We start from the raw sequence: 16,837 nt of genomic DNA, 5'->3' as shown, positions 1-16,837 counted from the left end.
TCCCCCTTCGGCAGGAGATATCGTTTCGATCAAGTGGGAATGCCTTCGCGTTTTATTTCCGGGACCGGAATGCTCAAGGCGCGCAATTGTTGGAAGACGTTCATGAATTCGCGGTTGCGCTTGATCTTGCCGTCTTCAAGTTCGAAGGAATGCAGGAAGTGGTTTTCGTAATAACCTTCGGGATATCCGGGGAAAAGAATCTTGCCGTGACCGTCGCATTCGACCCAGAAATGATTGGGGTCGTCGGTTCCGAATATATTTATGTTGTACCACTCCCAATCGGGAAAGCACTTCAATGACCAGACGGCATGTTCCGCAAGTTTGTCTTTGCCACGAATGACGATGGGCGAGCCGGTATCGGTGGTCCATAAACCGCCACAGCCGTCCTCGACGAAAAGTTCATGGCGGCGCAGGCGATCCTGGCCTTTGGTATTCATGTACTTCTCGACGGTGGCGCGATTCTTTTCGCGAAGTTCGTTGGCATCGGTGAAACCGATTGGATTTGTCGTGTCAGGCATCGTCAATGCTCCTTGGCGGTAGATGTCATTCAAGTGGGAATACCGTCACGTTTTATTTGCGGAACGGCTATTCCCAATGCACGCAATTTCTGTATCGGGTTCATGAACTCGCGATTACGTTTTATCCGGCCGTTCTCGAGTTCGAAGGAATGGATGTAGTGGTTCTCGCAATAGCCCTGCGGATACCCCGGGACCAGCGCCTTGCCGCGCCCGTCGCACTCGACCCAGAAGTGGTTCGGATCCTCGGTCTCGAAGATCCGCACGTTGTGCCACTCCCAGTCGGGGAAGCAGCGCTCGAGCCACTCGGCGAGCCGCCTGAGGCTCTCATGGCCCCGGAAAACCAGGGGTTCGCCGCTTTCCGTGGTCCAGTTGCCGGCGCAGCCGTCCTCGACGAACAGGCTGTGCCGCTGTAACCGTTCGGCCCCCTTCATGGCCATGTAGCGCTCCACCGTGGCGCGATTCAGGCGCCGCAGACGCTCGATGTCGAGGGGTGTTTCCCTGTACCGCTGACCGTTCATGCGCCGCCTCCGAGAGGGCTCTGCAGGTATGCCGGAGAAACTTTTCCCTCGCGGCATCGGTTATTCGCTGGCGCGCAGGAGTTCGTCGCTCGGTAAGGGAGCGATATTCGCTGGGCGCATTGTTTATACGTAGAGTGAAATTTCGCGTTACATATGTTCGCCTGTCGTTTCCAATTTTCGAAAGGCAATAGGAGTTTCATCCCGGGTTTCTTTTGAAAACCTGTCGGTAATGGATTCGCAATGCTTTCGTTAAGGTGCGACAGACGAGGTCGCGAAGACTTTCAGCGTCATTCCGTGAAGTGTTTCAAATAGCCAGCATCCCTGGTCGCTGATGTGGATTGCATAAAACACAGAACGCTCGTACCGGCTCAACTACAAGATCTGGTAGGTGCCAGACAGGGTATGCGGGATTGCTAAGCTGATGCTTCCTGCAATGCCGGAGGTTGTAGCCAAGTTGTAATTTTATTCTTTCGGTACGCAGGAAAAGGCTCTGGAACAGGCAGTTGGAAAGTTTCAGGGTTGTTTCCGCAACGAGATCCAGGGAGCGCTGATCCGGGGGATGAGCGCATTTTTTCTCAAAGTTCCGAATGAACCGGGGTGTTCTGCGGTATTTCTCGCCGAGCGGGCAAGAAGTGCGAAATAGAGCGCTTGGGTACTTCTCGGGTTACGGAAATGTGTAACGAGAGAGAATAAAAGATGAATAATTCGAATCTTGCTGCTGCGCGTAATTTGATACAAGTTGTTACCGGGGAATGGAAGTCCCGTTGCGTCTACGTCGCTACGCGCCTCGGGCTGGCCGATCTGATCGAGAGCGGGATCGACAGCGACGAGACGCTGGCCGCCGCGGTCGGTTCCGATGCCGAGCGCATCCATCGACTGATGCGCCTGCTGGTGGCCTTCGAGATCTTTCAGGGCGATACCCGCGACGGCTACGCCAATACCCCCACCAGCCACCTGCTGAGGGATGTCGAGGGCTCCTTCCGCGACATGGTGCTGTTCTACGGCGAGGAGTTCCACGCCGCCTGGACGCCCGCCTGCGAGGCGCTGCTCAGCGGTACCCCAGGCTTCGAGCTGGCGTTCGGCGAAGACTTCTACAGCTACCTGAAGCGCTGCCCGGATGCCGGCCGGCGCTTCCTGCTGGCGATGAAGGCAAGCAACCTGGCCTTCCATGAGATCCCCAGGCTCCTGGATTTCCGCGGGCGTAGCTTCGTCGACGTCGGTGGCGGTTCCGGCGAATTGACCAAGGCCATCCTGCAGGCCGAGCCCAGCGCCCGGGGCGTGATGCTCGACCGCGAGGGTTCCCTCGGCGTGGCCCGCGACAACCTCTCCAGCCTGTTGGCAGGGGAGCGCGTCAGCCTGGTGGGCGGCGACATGCTGCAAGAGGTGCCGTCCAACGGCGATATCTACCTGCTGTCGCGGATCATCGGCGATCTGGACGAAACCGCCAGCCTGAGGTTGCTCGGCAATTGCCGCGAGGCGATGGCCGGCGACGGCCGGGTGGTGGTGATCGAGCGGACCATCTCGGCCAGCGAGCCGTCGCCGATGTCGGTGCTCTGGGACGTGCACCTGTTCATGGCCTGCGCTGGCCGCCACCGCACCACCGAGGAGGTGGTCGACCTGCTCGGGCGCGGCGGCTTCGCGGTGGAGCGGATCGTCGACCTGCCGATGGAAACCCGCATGATCGTCGCTGCCAGGGCCTGAATCGGAACTCTCAACGGTTGGCCCCGGCGGTTTCGCCGGCGGCCAGTTGGCCGGCGCCCGGCGCCAGGTCGCCGCTGCCCCAGCCGAGCGCCTTGTAGAGGGCGATGACGTTGACGAACGAGGCGGTCTCCGCCTGCGCCAGTTCCTCGCGGATCTGGTACAGCGCGCGCTGGTTCTCCAGCACCGCCAGGTAGCTGCCGGCGCCGGCGCGGTAGCGTTCGTTGGCGATCTCCAGGGCGTTCGCGCCATGGGTCGCGGACTGGAACAGGGCGACCAGCCGACGCTGGTGTTCGGCCAGTTGGTTGAGCGCGTTGCCGACGTCCTCCTGGGCCAGCAGCAGGGAGCGCTGGTAGCGCGCCAGCGCGGCGTCGGACTGCGCCTCGACGGCGCGCAGGCGGGCCCGCACGTTGCCCAGGCGGAACGCCGGCCAACTGACGCTGGGCGCCAGTTCGAAGGCGCGCGAGGCGCTGCCGAGGTCGCCGCTGCGCAGGGCGAAGAAACCGATGAAGCCGCCCAGGTCGAGGCGCGGATAGAGTTCGGCGGTGGCCGCGCCGACGTCTTCGGTGCTCGCTGCCAGTTGCCGCTCGGCGCTAACTACGTCGGGGCGCTGGAGGATCAGGCGGTCGACGTCGCCCAGCGGCAGGTTCTTCGCCAATGGCGCGGCGCCGCCACCGTCGAGGATCGGCGCGCCGCTGCCCGGTGCCTCGCCGCGCAGCACGTCGAGGCGATAGCGGGCGCTCTCCAGCGCGGTCGTCAGTGGCGGAATCGCCGCTTCGCTGCGCAGCAGGTTGGCCTGGGCGTTCTCCACGTCCTCCGGCAGGCCGCTGCCCAGTTGCAGGCTGCTGCGGGTCAGCTCCAGGGTGTCGCGCCAACTGCGCACCTGGGCGCGCGCCACGTCCAGCCGGCGCTGGTAGCCCTGGATCTCGAAGTAGGCGCGGGCGGTGTCGGCGGCGATGCTCAGGCGTACCAGCCGGAGGTCGGCGTCGGCCGCTTCGGCGCGGGCCAGGGCGGCGTCGGAAAGTCGGCCGAGGCGGCCGAACAGGTCGATTTCCCACTGCGCGTCGAAGCCGGCGCGGTAGCTCTCCGCCAGGCGCCGGCGCGGCTCGCCGTCGTAGTCCAGCTGTTGTTCGATGCTGCGGCTGTAGCCGGCCTGGCTGGTGACCTGCGGCAACTGGTCGAGCCAGCGGTCGTCGAACAGCGCGCGGGCGCTGCGCAGGTTGGCGCGGGCCTCGCGGATGTCGTGGTTGCGCGCCAGCGCCTGGTCGACCAGGCGCACCAGTTGCGGATCGTCGAAGAAGCTCCACCAGGGCGCTTCCCGCCGCTCGCCGGAGAACTCGTCGAGGTGCTCGCTGGCGACGCGTGGCGGCGGCGACTGCGGACGCTGGTAGTCGGGGCCGACGCTGCAGGCGGCCAGGCCGGTGCCGACCGCCAGGGCCAGCGCCAGGCGCGAAAGGTTCGGGTAGGAGCGCTTCATGCCTTGTTCACCAGCAGATCGGCCTCGGCCAGTTGCCGGCTGCGCGGGCTCTTGTCGACTTCCGCGTGGTTGCGCGCCAGCAGGGTATAGACGGTGGGCAGCACGAACAGGGTGAAGAGGGTGCCGACCAGCATCCCGGAGACGATCACCACGCCCAGGCCGAAGCGGCTGGCGGCGCCGGCGCCGCTGGCGAAGAGCAGCGGCACCAGGCCGAAGACCATTGCCGCGGTGGTCATCAGCACCGGCCGCAGGCGGATCTGTGCGGCGCGCAGGATCGCCGCGCGGCGGTCGAGGCGCTCGTGGAGTTGCAGTTCGTTGGCGAACTCGACCATGAGGATGCCGTGCTTGCTGATCAGGCCGATCAGGGTGACCAGGCCGATCTGCGTATAGATGTTCATCGTCGCGTAGCCCAGCGCCAGCGGCAGCAGCGCGCCGCAGATCGACAGCGGCACGGTGATCAGGATGATCAGCGGGTCGGCCAGGCTCTCGTACTGCGCGGCGAGCACCAGGTAGATCACCACCAGGGCGGCGAGGAAGGCGAACACCAGGGTGTTGCCTTCCTGGGTGTATTGCCGCGAGTCGGATTGCCAGTCGTGGCTGAAGCCGGCCGGCAGGCCGCGCGCCACGTCGTCGAGGAAGGCCACCGCCTGGCCCATGGAGACGCCGGGCGCGGGGATCGCCTGGAGGGTCGCGGCGTTCTGCTGGTCGAACTGGATCAGCTTGTTCGGTTCGACCTGAAGCTCCACCCGGACCACCGTCGACAGCGGCACCAGGTTGCCGTCCTGGGTGCGCACGAACTGTCGTGCCAGCGCTTGCGGAGTGAAACGCTGGTCGCGCAGGCTCTGCGGGATCACGTCGTAGGAGCGGCCTTCCATGCCGAAGCGGTTGACGTAGTTCTCGCCCACCAGCACCGCCAGCGACTCGCCGATGTCCTGCATGCGGATGCCCAGGCTGTTGGCCTTGGCGCGGTCGATGCGGACCTGGACCACCGGGTTGTTGTAGTCGAGGTCGCTGTCGACCACCACGAACAGCCCGCTCTGCCGGGCCTTCTGCTTGATCTCTTCCATGGTCCGGTAGAGCACCGGATAGTCCTGCGGGCTGCGCAGCACCATCTGCACCGGCAGGCCGCCGGTGGAGCCGGGCAGGGCGGCCAACTGGAAGGCGAAGATGCTGCTGCCCTCGACGTCGCCGACCTTGCCTTGCAGCTCGGACTGGATCGCCGAGGCGTCGCGCTCGCGTTTTTCCCAGGCCGCCAGGTTGATCCCGCCGAAGCTCGCCGCCGGGCCGTCGGTGCCGTTGATGATCCAGGTGCTCACGGTTTCCGGGATGCTGGTGTAGACCTGGTCGAGCTTGCGCGCGAACAGTTCGACGTAGTCGAGGTTGGCGTGCTGCGGCGCCTTGATCGCGGTGAGCACCGCGGCTTGGTCCTCGGTCGGCGCCAGTTCGCGCTTGGGCATCGAATACAGCAGCGGCAGGCTGATGCACACCAGCAAGGCCAGGCCGCCGGTCAGCCAGCGGTGGCCCAGGGAGAACTCCAGGACCTGCCCGTAGCGCCGCGTCAGGCCGCCGAAGAACCACTCGGCGGCGCGGCCCATGCGCCCCTCGTTCTGGTGCGCCTGGAGCAGCAGCGAACTCATCACCGGCGACAGGGTCAGCGCCACCACCCCGGACACGATCACCGCGCCCGCCAGGGTCAGGGCGAACTCGCGGAACAGTGCGCCGGTGAGGCCGCCCATCAGGCCGATGGGGGTGTACACGGCGGCCAGGGTGATGGTCATGGCGATCACCGGGCCGGCCACTTCGCGGGCGCCGATCAGCGCCGCCGCCACCGGCGACTTGCCTTCCTCGATGTGGCGGTGGACGTTCTCCACCACCACGATGGCGTCGTCCACCACCAGCCCGATGGCCAGCACCATCGCCAGCAGGGTCAGCAGGTTGACGCTGAAGCCGAAGGCCAGCATCAGCGCGGCGGCGCCGAGCATCGACAGGGGAATGGTCGCCACCGGGATCAGCACGCTGCGCAGCGAGCCGAGGCAGAGGTAGATCACCAGCACCACGATCAGCAGCGCTTCCACCAGGGTCCGCACCACCTCGTCGATGGAGGCCTGGATGAAGCGCGAAGTCTCGTAGGCGAGGTCGACGCGGACATCCGGCGGCAGGGTCTTCTGGATCTCCGGCAGCAGCTTGCGGATGCCGTCGACGATCACCAGCGGGTTGCCGGTGGGCGTCGGGAACAACCCCAGGTGCACCGCCGGGTCGCCGTCCATCAGTGCGCTGGTCTCGGTGGCCGCGGCGCCCAGTTCGACGGTACCGACGTCGCGCAGGCGCACCAGGCCGTTGCCATCGTTGCGGATGACCATCTCGCGGAAGTCGTCGACGTTGGTCAGGTCGGTGTTGACCCGCACGTTGGACAGCACGTACTGCCCCTTCACCATCCCCGGCGCCGCCTGGTAGTTGTTGCGGCGGATCGCCTCGGCCACGTCGGAGGCGGTCAGGCCGCGCCCGGCGAGGCGGTCGGCGTCGAGCCAGAGGCGCATGGCCAGGCGCTGGCCGCCAAAGGTCTGGACCTTGGCCACGCCGTCGATGGAAGAGAACATCGGCTCGACCACCCGCGACAGGTAGTCGGTCAACGCCGGGATCGGCAGGGTCTTGCTGGAAAAGCCGACGTAGGCCACCGCGGTGGTCTCGCCGGAAGAGCGTTCGATCACCGAGTCGTAGGCACGCTCGGGCAGCTTGTAGCGCACCGAGTTGACCTTGGCCATGGTCTCGGTCATCGCCTGGGTCGAATCGCGGTTGAGCAGCATGCGGATGGTCACCACGCTACGCCCCTGCACCGAGGTCGAGGAAAGGTAGTCGATGCCCTCCACCGACGACACCGCCTGGGCGATCGGCTGGGTGACGAAGCCTTGCATGAGATCGGCGGAGGCGCCGGGGTACTCGGTGGTGACGGTGATGGTCGAGCTTTCCAGCAGCGGGTACTGGCGGATCGGCAGCTTGCCCAGGGAGAACAGGCCGAGCAGCAGGATCAGCGTGCTGACCACCAGCGCCAGCACCGGCCGGCGGACGAACAGGTCGGTAAAGGTCATCGCGGGGTTCCTTCAGCGGCCGGCGACCGGCACGGGGGGCGCGGCGCTGCTCAGGGTGTCTTCCTTGACCGGTTCCACGGCCATCCCGTCGCTCAGGTTGATCTGCCCGGAAGTCACTACCCGGTCGCCCTCGGCGAGGCCCTGGAGGATTTCCACGCGACCGTCCCAGCGCTCGCCGATCCGCACCGAGACGCGCTTGGCGCTGAGCGGCCGGTCGCCTTCCTGGTGGGCGACGAACACGGTGTCGCCGTAGGCGGTATAGGTGACCGCGGTTTCCGGCACGCTCAGCGACGGCGCGTCGGCTTTGCGCGAGACCCGGATGCTGGCGAACATGCCGGCGGCGAGCAGGCCTTCGGGGTTGTCCAGCAAGGCCTGGACCTGCACCGTGCGCGACTTGCCGATCAGCGGGTCGATGGCGCTGATGCGCGCCGGGAAGCTGCGCCCCGGATAGGCGTCGACCAGGACCTCGAGGGTCTGGCCGAGCTTCAGCTCGGGGCTGGTGCTTTCGTCCAGGGAGAAATTGCTTTTCAGGGTCCGCGCATCCACCAGGCTGGCCACCGGCTCGGCGACGCCGAGGTACTGGCCGAGGTGCACGCGGCGGATGCCGAGTTGGCCGGAGAAGGGCGCGCGGATTGCCTTCTGGTCGATCAGCGCCTGGGTCTGGCGCACCGCGCCGAGCGCCATGTCGCGGGCGGCGACGGCGTTGTCCAGCTGTTCCTGCGAGGCGACGTTGCGCTCTACCAGCTTGCGCGCACGGGCATGGAGGATCTCGGCATTGCGCAACTGCGCCTTGAGACGGATCAGCTCGGCCTGTTCCACCGCGTCGTTGAGTTGCACCAGCAACTGCCCTTGCTGCACCTGCTGGCCCGATTCGAAGGCGATGCGGGTGATCCGTCCTGCCGCTTCGGCGGCCACCTGGACCTGGCGACCGGCCTCCAGCTCGCCGACGCCATCGAAGACGCGCGGCACCACCCGCCGCTCCACCGAGGCGAGGGCGACCTTCACCGGCGGGTAGCCGGCGAAACCGCCGGCGTCTTTCTTCGCCGAGCCGGTGGCGTAGACGGCGATGCCGATAACCGCCGCGCAGATGAGCGCGGCACTGGCGATCAGGACGGGTTTCTGCATGATCGCCTCAGGCCTTCTGGTAGGTGGCGGCCACGGAGACGTCCTGGCGCAGCCGCTGGCGTTGCACGCTGGCGATGGCCGTGGCGATCAGGCCGCCGATCACCGCGATGTGCTCGAGGGCGAAGAACATCGCCAGCTTGGCTTCGACGCCGGTCTTGCTCCAGAAGGTGTGGACGATGAGGATGGTCAGCAGCAGGAACACCGCCAGCGCCCCGGCGCCGAGCCATAGCTTGCGGTCCAGCAGGACCAGCGCGGAGCCGGCCAGCAGGGTCACGGCGGTGGCGATGTTGAACAGCCAGGCCGGCTCCAGGCCGGCGGCGCGCATTTCCTCCAGGCTGGCCTGATAGTCGAACAGCTTCGCCAGTCCCGAGGCGACGAACATCAGGGCCAGGCAGATCCGGGCGGTCAGCCAGAGCCAGTTGCTTTCGAGCGAGTTATCGATGAAGCGCTGCATGGGTCGTTCCTTGTGCTGGTCGCCATCCGGCGCCGCGAAGCGGCCGTGGGGGCGGTTCGTGGTCCTGGGGAAACGGGGCGGTATGACCGCAGCGGGGACTATAAAACCTCAAGTTAAGTTGAGGTCAAGGGCGTCTGTGATTAGCACTGTAGGCCTTGCTGGACGTGGGTTTCAGGTGGATTCGTTGGTGTCGCGGGACGGTGGGATGAGGGGCTGACGATTGGTCGCGGGGACTATTGGGGGAGGGGCTGGGTGTAGCTTGCGGGCAACCCGTCGCGACGGTTCCCCTGGAGCGAGACGCCTTCGCGGCATCACTGTCGCTCGACCCGCTGCGCGACGATTCGACCTCCTGCCGGGGCGAGTTAGCTACCCCATCGTCTGGAGGGTAAGCATGACAAACCTCTACGTGGCGGATCCTGGTTCCGTAGGGCGAATAACCGCTTGCGGTTATCCGCCGGTTCTTCGGGACAGCGGCGGATAACGCCCCTGGCGTTATTCGCCCTACAGGACTTGCCGTATGTGGGCGGAAGCTCCATGCCTGTGGGCCTCGGAGCCAGGGCGGGCTTCGGCTCTGGCTCCGTAGTGCGGATGACCGCTTAGCGCCGATCCGCCGGCCCAGCGGCGTATCGGCGGATGGCCGAGCGCAAGGTCACGGCACCGCCACGAAGCGCAGATCGCTCGGTGACCCCACCTCGACGCTTTGCAGCGTCTTGCCCACCTGGCCGCTCTGCGGATCGCGGGCGAACACCCGCAACTGGTCGCTGTTCTGGTTGGCCACGAGGACGAAGCGCCCGCCGGGCGAGAAAGCGAATTCGCGCGGCTCGGTGCCTTCCACCGAGCGCCGTTCGACGAAACGCAACTGGCCGCTGGCCGGGTCGACGGCGAAGGTCACCAGTTGGTTGTCGTCGCCGCGATTGAGCACGCCGAGGAAGCGGCCGTCGGCGGACAGGTGCAGGGCGCCGGCGCCGACTTTGCCCTGGAAGCCGGCAGGCGCCAGGTCGTGGGTCTGCAACTGACGCAGGCGGCCATTGCCCTCATGGGCGAACACCATCACCTGGCCGCTCAGTTCCAGGGTCAGGTAGGCGAAACGCCCGTCGGCGCTGAAGATCAGATGGCGCGGGCCGCTGCCGGGCGGGGTCGGGACGAATGCCGGATCGGCCGCCTGCAGTGGACGTTCGGCCTGTTCCGGGGCGTAGCGGTAGACGAATACCTTGTCGGCGCCGAGGTCGGGGGCGAACAGGTACTGGCCGTCGGGCGAGGACACCACCGAGTGCACATGACCGGAAACCTGGCGCGGATGCACCTTGCTGGCCTGGTGCGACTCCACCTGCACCACCGGCGCCAGCGAGCCGTCCGCGCGCACCGGCAGTACCGCCACCGAGCCTTCCGGCTGTACCGAGTAGTTGGCGACGAACAGGTAGCGACCGTCGTGGCTGAGGCTGCTGTAGGTCGGATGATCGCCGAGGGTCTGGACCTGGCTGATCTGTTGCAGGCGGCCGCTGATCGGATCGAAACGGTAGGACGTGGCGCGACCGACGGTATCGCCCTTGCCGCCCCGTCCGTTCTCGTTGACCACGAACAGAGTGCGTTGGTCCGGGGCGAAGGTCAGGTACGAGGGGTTGCTGGTATGGGCCACGCGCAGCGGGCCTTTCACCGAGCCGTCGGCGCCGTCGAAGCGGTATACCTGGATGCCTTCGCTGGAGCCTTCGGTATAGGTCCCCACCAGCAGGTTGTAGAGGCTGGCGGCCTGGGCCTGGGGCGCCACGCCGGTGAGCGGCGCGAGGGCCAGCAGGCAGAGGGTGGGCAGTCTTCTCATGGGCAACTCCTTGGCTCGCTATTGTTCTGATGGCTCGGGGTTGGACCGGAGCCAGGCCGTTGGGTTCGCCCCTGGCCGCTCAGTCGCCGGCCTGGCCCAGCACGCCGCGCCAGCGTTCGAAGGCGGCGGTCGCGTAGCCTTCGCGCCAGACCAGCCAGGTGTCTACTTCGGCAAGGGGCAGGCTGCGCAGCGGCGGCGTGCCGAGCAGTTGCAGCACCGAGCGCGGCAGCACGCCGACACAGGCGCCGGCGGCGACGCAGGCGAGGATCGCATGGTAGGAGCCGACTTCCTGCACCGTCAGCGGTGTGCCCAGGCTGTCCTCGGCCAGTTGCCGGTAGGTGCAGCCACGGGCGAAGCCGGCCAGGGTGCGCAGGCGCACCTCGGCGACGTCGTGGACCGGCGGGTGTTCGGCCGGCAGGATCATCAGCAGGTCCTCGCGGAACAGCGGCTCGCCGCGCAGGCCGCTGCCATCGAGTTCGCCGGCCCAGCCCGGGCCGGCGGCCACCAGCGCGCAGTCCAGGCGCCGCGCCCGCACCCCATCGAACAACGCGCGACTGGTGCCGGTGGAGACTTCCAGGGCGACCCGCGGACAGGCCTTGTGATAGCTCGCCAGCAGCGCCGGCAGGCGGCTGGCCGCGGTGCTTTCCATGCTGCCCAGGCGCAGGCGCCCGCCGGGCTCGGCGGGATGCATCGACTGGCGCGCCTCGTCGGCGAGAGCCAGCAACTGCTCGGCATAGGCGAGGAATTCGCTGCCGCGTTCGGTCAGGCTCATGCGCTTGCCGTCGCGCAGGAACAGTTCGACGCCCAGGTCCTCCTCGAGCTGGCGGATCCGCGTGGTGACGTTCGACTGCGCTCGCTGCAACTGCTGAGCGGCGCGGGTGACGCTGGCTTCGTGGGCGACCGCGCGGAAGATTTCGAGGGAGGAAAGGTCCATCGATCTATCTCTTTATGAGAATGAATTGTTAAAAATATTCTTTTATGAAGATATATTGGTCAAGCGTCGGCCGACGCGGTGTCGTCCGACCGGGAGAGGGAATCGCCATGACTGACCGCTTCACGCGCCTGCTCGGCATCCAGCAGCCGATCGTCCAGGCACCCATGCTCGGCGTCTCCACGCCGGCGCTGGCCGCCGCCGTATCGAACGCCGGCGGGCTCGGTTCGATCGCCATCACCGGTAGCGCCGCCGAGAAAGGCCGGGCGCTGATCCGCGAGGTGCGCGGGCTGACCGACAAGCCGTTCAACGTCAACCTGTTCTGCCACCGCCCGGGGCAGGCCGACCCGGCCCGCGAGCGCGCCTGGCTGGACTACCTGAAGCCGCTGTTCGCCGAGTTCGGCGCCGAGCCGCCGGCGCGCCTGAACAACATCTACCTGAGCTTCCTCGAAGACCCGACTCTGCTGCCGATGCTGCTGGAAGAGCGGCCGGCGGCGGTCAGCTTCCATTTCGGCGCGCCGCCCCGCGACCAGGTTCGCGCGTTGCAGGCGGCGGGCATCCGCGTACTGGTCAGTGCCACCACGCCGGGGGAAGCGGCTCTGGTGGAGGCCGCCGGCGCCGATGCGGTGGTCGCCCAGGGCATCGAGGCCGGTGGCCATCGCGGGGTGTTCGAGCCGGAGCGCGGCGACGCCGCCATCGGCACCCTGGCGCTGGTCCGCCTGCTGGCGGCGCGCGGTTCGCTACCGGTGGTGGCTGCCGGCGGGATCATGGACGGACGGGGCATCCGCGCCGCCCTGGAGCTGGGCGCGAGCGCCGTGCAGATGGGCACCGCCTTCGTCCTCTGTCCGGAGTCCTCGGCCAACGCCGCCTACCGCGAGGCGCTGAAGGGGCCGCGCGCGGCGCGCACCGCGCTGACCGTGACCATGTCCGGGCGCAGCGCCCGCGGCCTGCCCAACCGGATGTTCTTCGATGCCGCCGCGCCTGGAGTGCCGCCCTTGCCGGACTATCCGTTCGTCTACGACGCGACCAAAGCGTTGCAGACCGCCGCTCTGGCTCGCGGCAACCATGATTTCGCCGCCCAGTGGGCCGGCCAGGGCGCGGCGCTGGCGCGGGAGCTGCCGGCCGCCGAACTGCTGCGCACGCTGGTCGAGGAACTGCGCGGCTGAGGGAGGCCGTTCGCTGCGCGCGACGATGACTGTCTCTGTTCAGTTACCCCTGTGTTGTGCTTTTCTGCCTCCAGCACTGGAACGACAGGTGGAACATGGGACAGGACAAGTTGAAGGTCGCCGTTCTCTTCGGCGGTAGCAGTGAGGAACGGGACGTCTCCATCGCCAGCGGCGCGCAGGTGATCCAGGCGTTGCGCAGCGCCGGCCACCAGGTGCTGGCGGTGGATACCGCCAGCGGCCTGCTCGGCGCGGAGGAAGAGCGCCGCCTGCTGGCGAGCAAGGTCAAGGAGGTCCCGCCGGACTCCGACTCGCTGGCGATCATCCGCAGCGGCAAGCAGAGCCTGCTGAGCGCCGGCGAACTGGCTGGGGTCGACGTGTTCTTCCTCGCCCTGCACGGCGGCACCGGCGAGGACGGCACCCTGCAGGCGCTGCTGGATGCCGGTGGTTTCGCCTATACCGGCAGCGGCCACCTGGCCAGCGCCATGGCGATGGACAAGGACGTGGCCAAGCGCCTGTTCCTCGCCGCCGGGGTGGAGACCGCCAGTTGGCTGATGGCGCCGGCCTCGGAAGAGGCGGTGCGCGAGCAACTGGGCTTCCCCCTGGTGGTCAAGCCGAACAGCCAGGGCTCCACTGTGGGGCTGTCCATCGTGCATTCCCAGGCCGAATTGCAGCCGGCTATCGAGCTGGCCGGGCGCTATGGCGACGAGGTGATGCTGGAGCGCTTCGTCGCCGGCCGCGAGGTCACCGTCGGGGTGCTCGACGACCAGGCGCTGCCGGTGGGCGAGATTCTCCTCGGCGGCCAGGAGGTCTTCGACTACGAGCACAAGTACCAGGCCGGCGCGGTGCGCGAGGTGTTTCCCGCCGACCTGCCGCCGGCGATCGCCGCCGAGGCCCAGCGTCTGGCGCTGAAGGTACACCGGGCGCTGAAGCTGAGCGGCTACAGCCGCACCGACTTCCGCCTCGACGAACAGGGCCGGCTCTGGTGCCTGGAGGTCAATACCCTGCCGGGAATGACCGCCACCAGCCTGCTGCCGCAGGCCGCGGCGGCGGCCGGGATCGGTTTCGCCGAACTCTGCGAGCGGATCTGCCGGCTCGGCATCGAGCGCTGCAAGGGCGCGCGCAAGGCGCGTTCCTGATTCCCGCGGCCCGCCGCCGGGGCGGGCCGCACCTTTCGCTCAGGCCTCGAGGTTCTCGACCCGCTCGAGGGTGTCGTAGAGGCTGTAGCGCTCCTGTTCGTCGCGTCGCACCCGGCCCATGGCTACGCACGGATCATGGGTGAAGACCAGTCGGCCGTTGCGGGCGATGAGGCTGTCCAGCAGGCGTTCCTTTTCCTCGATCAGGCCTTCCGGGAAGCGGTCGTAGCCCATGGTCAGCGGTAGGTGTACCCAGGGTGCGCCGGGGATCAGGTCGCCGCTGAATACCACCGGGCCGTCGGGCATGGCGATCTCCGGGAGCATCTGGCCCGGGGTATGGCCTTCGCTGAAATGGAAACGCCAGCCCTCGCCCAGATGCGCCGAGCGCTCGCCGTCGTCGAGCAGCTCCAGGCGTCCGCTGGCCTGCAGCAGGTCGAGCAGTTCCGGCACGAACGAGGCTCGGTCGCGCGGGTGCGGCTGGCGCGCGCGCTGCCAGTGGCGGCGGCCGCTGACGAAATGCGCGTTGGGGAACAGCAGGCGCGCCGGCTGGCCTTCTTCCCAGGCGGCGAGCAGGCCGCCGGCGTGGTCGAAGTGCAGGTGGGTGAGCAGCACCACGTCGATGTCGGCGTCGTCCAGGCCGACCGCGGCGAGGCTGTCGAGCAGTACGTGGCGCTCTTCCTGGACGCCGTAGCGCTGGCGCAGGGCGGGCGGGAAGAACGCGCCGATGCCGGTCTCCACCAGTACGTTGCGCTCGCCGTCGCGCACCAGCAGGGCACGGCAGCCGAGGTCGATGCGGTTCTCCGCATCGGGCTGCATCCAGCGTGACCAGAGCGCGCGCGGGGCATTGCCGAACATGGCGCCGCCGTCGAGTTTCTGGCTGTTGCCGAGGAGGGTGGTGAGGGTTCGCATGGATATGTCCTTGTTCCTGGTCTAGCGAATAACCGGCGGTTGCGTCGTTTTTCAGGAATGCCTGGCCGGCTTCCCGGGCGTCGTAGGGCGAATAACCGCTTCGCGGTTATCCGCCGTTATCGCCGGCTGTCGGCGGACAGCGCGCTGCATGCTGTCCCGAAAAAAACACGCGGCCCACGGGCCGCGCGACAACGCTCGACGGAAGCTTCAGAACTGTTCCGCCTCCAGGCCGTACAGGCTTTCGCTGCCGGCTTCGACGGCGGCGGCGAGGGAGTGCACGCGGGGCAGGATGCGGGCGAAGTAGAAGCGCGCGGTGGCCAGCTTGCCGTCGTGGAACGCCGGGTCGGCCTCGCGCTGGCGCAGCGCGGCGGCGGCCATGCGCGCCCAGAGGTAGGCGTAGGCGGTATAGCCGAACAGATGCAGGTATTCCACCGAGGCTGCGCCGATCTCGCGCGGGTCGTTGCCGGCGCGGGCGACGATGCCCTGGGTGAGGTTGTCCAGCAGGTCCAGGGCGGTCAGCAGCGGGGTGACGAACTCCGCCAGTTCGGCGTTGGCGCCGGCGGCGAAGGCTCGCACCTCGCGGCTGAAGATGGAGAGGAACAGCCCGCCGTTGGCGACCACCTTGCGGCCCATCAGGTCGAGCGCCTGGATGCCGTTGGTGCCTTCGTAGATCTGCGCGATGCGTACGTCGCGCACCAGTTGCTCCTGGCCCCATTCGCGGATGTAGCCGTGGCCGCCGAACACCTGCTGGCCGAGCACGCAGCTCTCCAGGCCGGTATCGGTGAAGAAGGCCTTGGCCACCGGGGTCAACAAGGCCACCAGGGCTTCGGCCTGGCTGCGTTCTTCCTGGTCCTCGGCGTACTTGGCCAAGTCGAGCTGCTGCCCGACATAGGTGGAAAAGGCGCGGCCGCCCTCGGTCAGCGCCTTCATGGTGAGCAGCATGCGGCGCACGTCGGGGTGCACGATGATCGGGTCGGCGGCCTTGTCCCTGGCCACCGGGCCGGTCGGCGCGCGGCTTTGCAGGCGCTCGCGGGCGTAGGCGACGGCGCTCTGGTAGGACATCTCGGCGCAGCCGATGCCCTGGATGCCGATGGACAGGCGCTCGTAGTTCATCATGGTGAACATCGCCGCCAGGCCCTTGTTGACTTCGCCGACCAGCCAGCCGCTGGCGCCGTCGAAGTTCATCACGCAGGTGGCCGAGGCCTTGATCCCCATCTTGTGCTCGATGGAGCCGCAGTGCACCGCGTTGCGTGCGCCGAGCGCGCCGTCGTCGCCGACCAGGAACTTCGGCACCAGGAACAGCGAGATGCCGCGCGAACCGGCCGGCGCGTCGGGCAGCTTGGCCAGCACCAGGTGAATGATGTTCTCGGTGAGGTCCTGTTCGCCGCCGGTGATGAAGATCTTCGTCCCGCTGATCCTGTAGGAACCGTCGGCCTGCGGCTCGGCCTTGGTGCGGATGATGCCCAGGTCGGTGCCGGCATGCGGTTCGGTCAGACACATGGAGCCGGCCCAGGTGCCGGCGTACATGTTCGGCAGGTACCTGTTCTTCAGCTCCTCGCTGCCGTGCGCATCGAGGGCCAGGCAGGCGCCGGCGGAAAGGGTCGAGTAGAGGCTGAAGCTGGCGTTGGCCGCGTACATCATCTCCTCGAACTGCACTGCCAGCATCTTCGGCATGCCCATGCCGCCATGGGCCGGATTGCCGGTGAGGCCGACCCAGCCGCCCTCGGCGTAGGTCGCGTAGGCCTCGCGGAAGCCGGCCGGGGTGCGCACGGCGCCGTCCTGCCACTGCGCGCCTTCTTCGTCGCCGCTGCGGTTGAGCGGCGCGAGCAGGCCGCCGGTGACCTTGGCCGCTTCCTCGAGGATGGCGTCGGCGGTGTCGGCGTCGATCCGCTCGGCCAGTCGCGGCAGGCGCTGCCACAGGGCGGGGGCGTCGAACACGTCGTTGAGCAGGAAGCGCATGTCGCGCAGCGGGGCGTTGTATTCAGGCATTGCACACCTCGTCGGTG

13 protein-coding genes are annotated in these 16,837 nt (G+C 67.5%); 3 read left to right on the top strand and 10 right to left on the bottom strand.

Going from position 1 to position 16,837, the window contains the following annotated elements:
• Positions 1–29: 29 nt before the first annotated feature.
• Positions 30–518: a phenazine biosynthesis protein PhzB gene (gene phzB, locus FOC67_RS22240; RefSeq protein WP_003123955.1), complete on the bottom strand. Its 489-nt coding sequence runs from the start codon at positions 516–518 to the stop codon at positions 30–32.
• 29 nt (positions 519–547) lie between these two features.
• Positions 548–1,036, bottom strand: a complete 489-nt coding sequence (phzA, locus tag FOC67_RS22235; RefSeq protein ID WP_003114729.1) for a phenazine biosynthesis protein PhzA — start codon at positions 1,034–1,036, stop codon at positions 548–550.
• 696 nt (positions 1,037–1,732) lie between these two features.
• Between phzA and phzM the strand changes: the two genes are divergently transcribed.
• Positions 1,733–2,737 (top strand): phenazine-1-carboxylate N-methyltransferase PhzM, encoded by a 1,005-nt coding sequence (gene phzM / locus FOC67_RS22230; protein WP_009313264.1) that lies wholly within the window; start codon positions 1,733–1,735, stop codon positions 2,735–2,737.
• Positions 2,738–2,747: 10 nt separating this feature from the next.
• Here the strand turns inward: phzM and opmD are convergent, their stop codons facing one another.
• The 6 genes from opmD to nmoR all read right to left on the bottom strand — a co-directional run bounded on the left by opmD (position 2,748) and on the right by nmoR (position 11,626).
• Complete coding sequence (gene opmD, locus FOC67_RS22225) at positions 2,748–4,211, bottom strand: multidrug efflux transporter outer membrane subunit OpmD (RefSeq protein ID WP_009313266.1); 1,464 nt, start codon at positions 4,209–4,211, stop codon at positions 2,748–2,750.
• Positions 4,208–7,297: a multidrug efflux RND transporter permease MexI gene (gene mexI / locus FOC67_RS22220; RefSeq protein ID WP_003093610.1), complete on the bottom strand. Its 3,090-nt coding sequence runs from the start codon at positions 7,295–7,297 to the stop codon at positions 4,208–4,210. Before mexI ends, opmD begins: the two co-directional genes overlap by 4 nt.
• Positions 7,298–7,309: 12 nt before the next feature.
• Positions 7,310–8,422: a multidrug efflux RND transporter periplasmic adaptor MexH gene (mexH, locus tag FOC67_RS22215; protein ID WP_009313275.1), complete on the bottom strand. Its 1,113-nt coding sequence runs from the start codon at positions 8,420–8,422 to the stop codon at positions 7,310–7,312.
• A gap of 7 nt (positions 8,423–8,429) precedes the next feature.
• Positions 8,430–8,876, bottom strand: a complete 447-nt coding sequence (mexG, locus tag FOC67_RS22210) for a multidrug efflux RND transporter inhibitory subunit MexG (protein WP_009313277.1) — start codon at positions 8,874–8,876, stop codon at positions 8,430–8,432.
• Between the two features lie 649 nt (positions 8,877–9,525).
• Positions 9,526–10,692, bottom strand: a complete 1,167-nt coding sequence (gene ppgL, locus FOC67_RS22205; RefSeq protein WP_003093604.1) for a gluconolactonase PpgL — start codon at positions 10,690–10,692, stop codon at positions 9,526–9,528.
• A gap of 79 nt (positions 10,693–10,771) precedes the next feature.
• Positions 10,772–11,626, bottom strand: a complete 855-nt coding sequence (gene nmoR / locus FOC67_RS22200) for a LysR family transcriptional regulator NmoR (RefSeq protein WP_009313278.1) — start codon at positions 11,624–11,626, stop codon at positions 10,772–10,774.
• Between the two features lie 107 nt (positions 11,627–11,733).
• Here nmoR and nmoA point away from each other — a divergent pair, with 107 nt between their 5' ends.
• Together nmoA and FOC67_RS22190 are read left to right on the top strand one after the other, a co-directional pair.
• Positions 11,734–12,789 (top strand): nitronate monooxygenase, encoded by a 1,056-nt coding sequence (gene nmoA, locus FOC67_RS22195; protein WP_009313279.1) that lies wholly within the window; start codon positions 11,734–11,736, stop codon positions 12,787–12,789.
• Between the two features lie 95 nt (positions 12,790–12,884).
• Positions 12,885–13,925, top strand: coding sequence for a D-alanine--D-alanine ligase (locus FOC67_RS22190; protein WP_003093601.1), 1,041 nt, complete (start codon positions 12,885–12,887; stop codon positions 13,923–13,925).
• Positions 13,926–13,964: 39 nt separating this feature from the next.
• Here the strand turns inward: FOC67_RS22190 and FOC67_RS22185 are convergent, their stop codons facing one another.
• Together FOC67_RS22185 and FOC67_RS22180 are read right to left on the bottom strand one after the other, a co-directional pair.
• Positions 13,965–14,831 (bottom strand): MBL fold metallo-hydrolase, encoded by an 867-nt coding sequence (locus FOC67_RS22185; RefSeq protein WP_003093600.1) that lies wholly within the window; start codon positions 14,829–14,831, stop codon positions 13,965–13,967.
• Positions 14,832–15,038: 207 nt separating this feature from the next.
• The gene (locus tag FOC67_RS22180; protein WP_003118167.1) at positions 15,039–16,820 is read right to left on the bottom strand and encodes an acyl-CoA dehydrogenase C-terminal domain-containing protein; all 1,782 of its coding nucleotides are present in this window, start codon (positions 16,818–16,820) and stop codon (positions 15,039–15,041) included.
• Positions 16,821–16,837 lie beyond the last annotated feature (17 nt).

The sequence above is a fragment of the Pseudomonas sp. FDAARGOS_761 genome, assembly GCF_013343155.1.
Classification (GTDB): domain Bacteria; phylum Pseudomonadota; class Gammaproteobacteria; order Pseudomonadales; family Pseudomonadaceae; genus Pseudomonas; species Pseudomonas aeruginosa.
Note: the sequence above shows the minus strand (reverse complement) of the source record. Positions and strands in the feature narration are given on the sequence as shown.